Raw genomic sequence first — 5,748 nt, 5'->3', positions numbered from 1 at the left:
CCTGCCGTTACCGAGCCTGAGTTCGTCCATCATCTCCAGAATCGTGTTTCCTGTCACATAATAATGAAATCTGTAATTTCCTAGCTCGTCAAACTGATTGAGAACACGCACTTTTTCTGGATCAGCTGCCTTTAATTCCTTTGCTTTGTCGTAGATCTCCTTCACGTTCGACTCACAACCAGGGGTTGCTATAACTCTCGCACCATACTCTCTAATTATGTCGAATCTCTCAGAGGACATCTCTTCGGGAAGAATGACTACGGAATCGAACTTCATTCTGCATCCGACCCATGCGCCTCCGATTCCATAGTTGCCAGTTGAAGGCCAGACCAATGTGTGGTAAGTTGGATCCACTTCACCTCTCAAAACCTTTTCCATCAAAATCGAATAAGTCGCCCCCACCTTGTGGCTGCCCGTCGGGAAATCCTTCCCATACAGAACGACAATATTCGCATCGACTCCAGTGAATTCCTTCGGAAGAACGAAATAGTAGATCCTGTTATCGATGTCTCTCCAGGAGATGTTGTAGAGATTTATCGGATCCAGAGGATCTTCCTCCCTCATCTTCCAGGCGAGCTCTCTCGTTTTTCTGTCGATCTTCTCTGGATGGAGCATTTCCTCGAACGTTGGACCAAGCACATACTTACCCATGTTAATCCTCCTTGTCAAACACCATCTATACTCTATACTGAATTACTCGAATTTCCTTCGATTAGGCTCAGCACATACTCAGGAGTCACGGGTATTCTTCTCACCCGCTTTCCAATTGCCATGGAAACGGCATTGGCTACCGAAGCAGGAACCGGCATGAGCGATGGTTCGCCAATTCCCTTCGCGCCGTACGGCCCTTCCGGGAAGGGATCCTCCACAACATCAATAACAAGCTCAGAGGGAACCTCATGGACAGTTGGGATAATGTATGTGTTGAAGTTGTCGGAGATGATTCTGCCATCTCTATGCTTCAGATCTTCATATATTGCGTACCCCATTCCCTGAGCGAATCCTCCCTGTATCTGACCTATAACTCCTTCAGGATTTACTGACTTTCCCACGTCATGAGCTGTGAAAGCCTTCAAAACTTTGGTAGAGCCCGTTGCTAGATCGACTTCGACCTGTACAACCTGACTCGCATAAGAGTAAGTTACGTAAGCCTCCCCTATCCCGTTTTCCATGTCAAAACTCAATTTGGGAGTCTCATACCAACCTGTCTCAAACAACTTGAAATTCCTCTTGTAAGCCTCTTCGACTATTTCATCGAATCTCATTCTCTTTCCGCCGTCATCATATACATAGCCGCTTTCAAACTTCACGCCGGCGCGGCTGCTTCCTGTTATTTCGCAGAATACGCCAATCAATTTCTCTCGCAAAGCAATACAGGCGCTTCTTACCGCGTTCCCTGAGTAGATCGTAGTTCTGGAGGCTACCGTCGGTCCACTGTCCGGGACAAAGGCAGTGTCTGGCTGATGGACAAGGATTTTTTCTATACTCTGACCCAGCTCTTCGGCAGCCATTATCGCGATTACGGTCTTTGCCCCCTGTCCCATCTCCGTTCCACCGATTCTTACTTCCACCGACCCGTCTCTATTTATCAGAACGTGCGCGCCGGACTTGTCAAGAACCTGTCCGCCGGCGCCAAGACTCACCCCGTAGAAGATGTGAGAAACTCCCACACCCCTCTTGAAATCATCGTTTTCCTCGTTGAACCGCTCCGTCTCTGCCACCAGTCTCTGCCAATTCGAAGCCTTCTTGACTCTCGACAGAGTCTCCGGTGCTCCGACACTGTTAAGCAGAAGATGATCTGTAGAAGTTCTCGATCCTCTCTTAAGCGTATTGATTTCCCTGAACTCCATGGGATCGAACCCCATTTGAAAAGCTATGTCATCAAGCATACTTTCGACAGCAAAGAGAACCTGCGGCGATCCAAAACCCCTGAAAGCTCCGGGCGGAATCTTGTTGGTGTATACGGCGTAAACATCGACATCGACATTCTCAATCTCGTAAGCTCCCGCTGCATGTACAAGTGTCCTAAACATGACGATTGGTGTGAGTGTGGCATATGCTCCCATATCCATATAGGCCTTAATCTGCATTGCCTTGATTTTCTTTCCTTCAAGCGCAACTTTATAGTAAGACTTAACTGGATGGCGCTTTGAGGTTGTCTGGATATCGATCTCTCTAGAATATATAAGTTTCGCAGGCCTTTTGAGATTGTAGGAGGCAACTGCTGCGTAAGCGGCGACGTAAGAGGGAACATCTTCCTTACCTCCAAAAGCTCCGCCCGTTTCGGTTTGAATCACTCTGATCCTGCTCATTGGAAGCCCCAGAACATGCGAAAGCGCTCCCTGCACATAGTAAGGGCACTGCATGGTACCGTAGACCGTAAAACCGTAGTCAATATCCGGCACTACTGTTACTCCCTGGGTCTCCATGTATGCCTGCTCCTGATAGTGCGCATAGAACTCTCCTTCAAAAACATGTTCAGAGTTCTCGAAATATCCAGATGCATTTCCTTTTCGAATTTTCTTTGAGACTCCGATGTTTGGCTTCCCATGCACAAGAACCTCGTCCTTCAAGGCATCTTCTATTGTCAGTACCGGCCGGAGCTCTTCGACCTCTACCTTCACAAGATCCGCGGCTTCTTCGGCCGTTTTCTTATCCTTCGCAGCAACTACCGCCACCACGTCACCGTAAAACCTGATCTTCTCTCCTTCCTTCACAAGACAAGGCATATCCTTTATGACATCGCCAAGCTGGTTCTCGCCGGGAATATCCTTCCAGGTGAAGACCCCTTCGATACCGGGGAGCCTTATGGCAGCTGAAGCGTCAATCGACTTTAGAATTCCGTGAGCTTTCTTCGCAATGACCAGAGCACAGTAAACCTGTCTGTCAAAAGAAACATCGGCAGCGAATTTAGCCCGGCCATCGACCTTCTCCAGGGCATCTACCCTCTTGATTCTTCTGCCGACAACTCTCTCTTGTGAATCAGACATCTTCACCCTCCTCAACGAAAAGCGGCACAAAGTCGTTCTTCTCGACATCAACCAGGCCGAGATTAGTCAACTTCAATTTCGGTATAACTGAGAGCTGAACAAATGACAGGGTCATGAAAAGATCTGGTAGATTGCTTCCCATTGATTTTGCCGCTTCTTTCAGTTCAACCAACCTCTCTGCAACTTCTCTACTCGTGAGGTCAGACATGAGGCCGGCTATCTTCAGCGGCAGCTCAGATATAATCTTTCCGTCAACTACGGCCACAAGACCTCCGCCCATTTCAATGATCCTGTTGGCAGCGAAGACCATATCGGAATCACTCACCCCAAGCACGCCCAAATTGTGCGAATCATGACCCACCGAAGTGGCCACAGCTCCCTTTTTCAAGCCTGAACCCTTTGCAAATGCGACTGACATAGATTTTTCTTCACTGTAACGACAGATTGCCGCAAGCTTCAATATATCTCGCGATGGGTCACTGACCACGAAACTGTCTTGAACTCTTGCCTCTGAAACTGACCCTCCCGTCAAGACTTCGCTTCCCAGAAGCTCGATAACTCTTATTTTCCTTCCTTCAGCCACTACTTTGAGATCATTCTCACTGATTTTTTTGCACTTGAATGTGTTGGTCTTCTCCTGAGGGAAGCTCCTGGAGATGACATCAGCCACTAGTCTGCCGTCTCTCGCGACAACCTTCGAGTCCTTGAAGACCATTCTTGGACTGAAGGACTTCAGATCTTCGACCACAACAAGATCCGCCTTATATCCGGGCGCAATTGCTCCCATAGACCTGAGATTATAATGTCTTGCAGTATTTATGGTTGCCGCCCTTATCGCAATTATTGGCTCAATGCCATGTTTAATGGCCTTTCTAACATTGTGGTCGATGTGACCCTCCCTTATGATGTCGTCAGGGTGCTTGTCGTCAGTACAGAAAGAGACGAATGGATAGGTCTTGTCATTTATTAGTGGAAGAAGCGGGACGAGGTTTCTCTCGACACTGCCTTCCCTAATTAGAATCTGCATTCCTCTTGCAAGTTTTTCGCGAGCTTCCTCGACGTATGTACACTCGTGTTCAGACCTGACAAATGCGCATATATATGCATTGAGGGGCTTCCCGAGAACTCCGGGTATGTGTCCGTCTATCTTCTTGTATTTATGCCGAATCAGTTCAATCTTTGCTATTGAGTCTCGATCGCCATTGATGATATCGGGAAAGTTCATCACTTCGCCCAGACCAAGGACCCTGTTTTGAAATTTCTCAACGAACCCTATCATATCCATGACACTGATGGTCGCTCCAGACGTTTCCATGGTGGAAGCGGGTACCGCAGAAGGAATCATTATGTATAGATTAACGGGAACTCCCTCCGTCGACCTTATCATATACTCTATTCCGGCGAGGCCCATGACATTTGCTATTTCGTGAGGATCTGCTATCGCTGTCGTGGTTCCTCGTGCAAGAATCGTCTTGGAGAATTCGACGGGCGATACCATAGATGATTCTATGTGCAGATGGGCGTCAATAAGGCCAGGTACTACGTACGAACCTTCGAGGTCGATGACCTCCACTCCTTCTTCGTAATCGCCAATTCCGGCTATTCTCTTCCTGAAAAGAGCAAGATTCGCTTCTTCAACCTCGCCACTGAAAACATTGACCACTTTGCAATTCTTCAGCAGAACGTCGGCCGGCTTATCACCCCGCGCTACCGGAATAATATCAATGATATTCGTGCCAATCGCCTCCTTTCGAGGAGTTCTCGGATAGGAAAACAAGACCCCCGCATTGCAGGGGTCTCTCCATCATTCAAAAATACTCGTGGCTCTTCTAGTCCTGATCTCTTCAGAGAGCTTCTCGATAAACGCGTCGAGTTCAACTGATCCAAGATCTTTTTCACTTCGCAGTCTTACCGATACGGTGCCGCGCTCACTTTCTCTATCACCGACTATCAACATATAAGGCACTTTGAGCATCTGCGCGTCTCGAATTTTGTAATTTGTGGATTTCTGCCTGTCATCAACCTCGACTCTGAACCCCTTGTTCTTCAGTTCAGAAGCGACTGACTCAGCGTATTCGATGTGTCTGTCGGCAATGGGGATGACTGCAATCTGGGTCGGAGCAAACCAAGTCGGAAAGGCTCCTGCGAAGTGCTCGATGAGTATTCCCATGAATCTCTCAACTGAACCGTAGATGGCTCTGTGAATCATAACCGGCTGATACTCGTCGTTGTCGGGACCGATATACTTGATCCCAAATCGTTCCGGCATCATGAAATCCAGCTGAATGGTCGCACACTGCCATTCTCTCCCGAGCGAATCCTTTATGTGATAATCGATCTTCGGACCGTAGAAGGCACCGTCACCTTCATTGACCTTGAACTCCATATTCTTTGCCTTCAGAGAATCTTCAAGCGCCTTTGTAGCTATATCCCAGAGCTCCACTTCGCCCATGTAATCTTCAGGCCTCGTTGAAAGCTCAGCCCTGTACTCGAAATTGAAAGGAGAATATATCTTCTGTACAAAGTCGATTACTCCCATGATCTCCTGCTGTATCTGTTCTCTGGTACAGAAAATGTGAGCATCGTCCTGAACGAATCCCCTTACTCTGAACAGACCGTGCAGAACACCGGAACGTTCGTATCTGTGGACCTTTCCGAACTCGAATAGCTTCATCGGAAGATCTCTGTAGCTCACAGACGAGGACTTGTAGACTATGATATGACCGGGACAATTCATTGGCTTTACCGCAAACTGCTG

General features: G+C 47.9%; 4 protein-coding genes. All 4 read right to left on the bottom strand.

The features are described 5' to 3' along the window. On the bottom strand, positions 1 to 651 hold a 651-nt coding region (locus ENN47_09475), incomplete at its 3' end, for a pyridoxal-phosphate dependent enzyme (GenBank protein ID HDP78392.1). Between the two features lie 32 nt (positions 652 to 683). Continuing rightward, positions 684 to 2,990, bottom strand: coding sequence for a xanthine dehydrogenase (locus ENN47_09470; protein ID HDP78391.1), 2,307 nt, complete (start codon positions 2,988 to 2,990; stop codon positions 684 to 686). Next, complete coding sequence (ade, locus tag ENN47_09465) at positions 2,983 to 4,731, bottom strand: adenine deaminase (protein HDP78390.1); 1,749 nt, start codon at positions 4,729 to 4,731, stop codon at positions 2,983 to 2,985. Before ade ends, ENN47_09470 begins: the two co-directional genes overlap by 8 nt. 63 nt (positions 4,732 to 4,794) lie before the next feature. Further along, a partial coding sequence (gene thrS, locus ENN47_09460; protein ID HDP78389.1) for a threonine--tRNA ligase occupies positions 4,795 to 5,748 on the bottom strand: 954 nt, incomplete at its 5' end.

The sequence above is a fragment of the Mesotoga infera genome (assembly GCA_011045915.1).
In the GTDB taxonomy this organism is placed as follows: Bacteria; Thermotogota; Thermotogae; order Petrotogales; family Kosmotogaceae; genus Mesotoga; species Mesotoga infera_D.
Note: the sequence above shows the minus strand (reverse complement) of the source record. Positions and strands in the feature narration are given on the sequence as shown.

What these genes read in the sequence shown, in the direction of transcription:
- ENN47_09470 (HDP78391.1), bottom strand. Translation starts at nt 2,990, where the DNA reads ATGTCTGATTCACAAGAGAGAGTTGTCGGCAGAAGAATCAAGAGGGTA.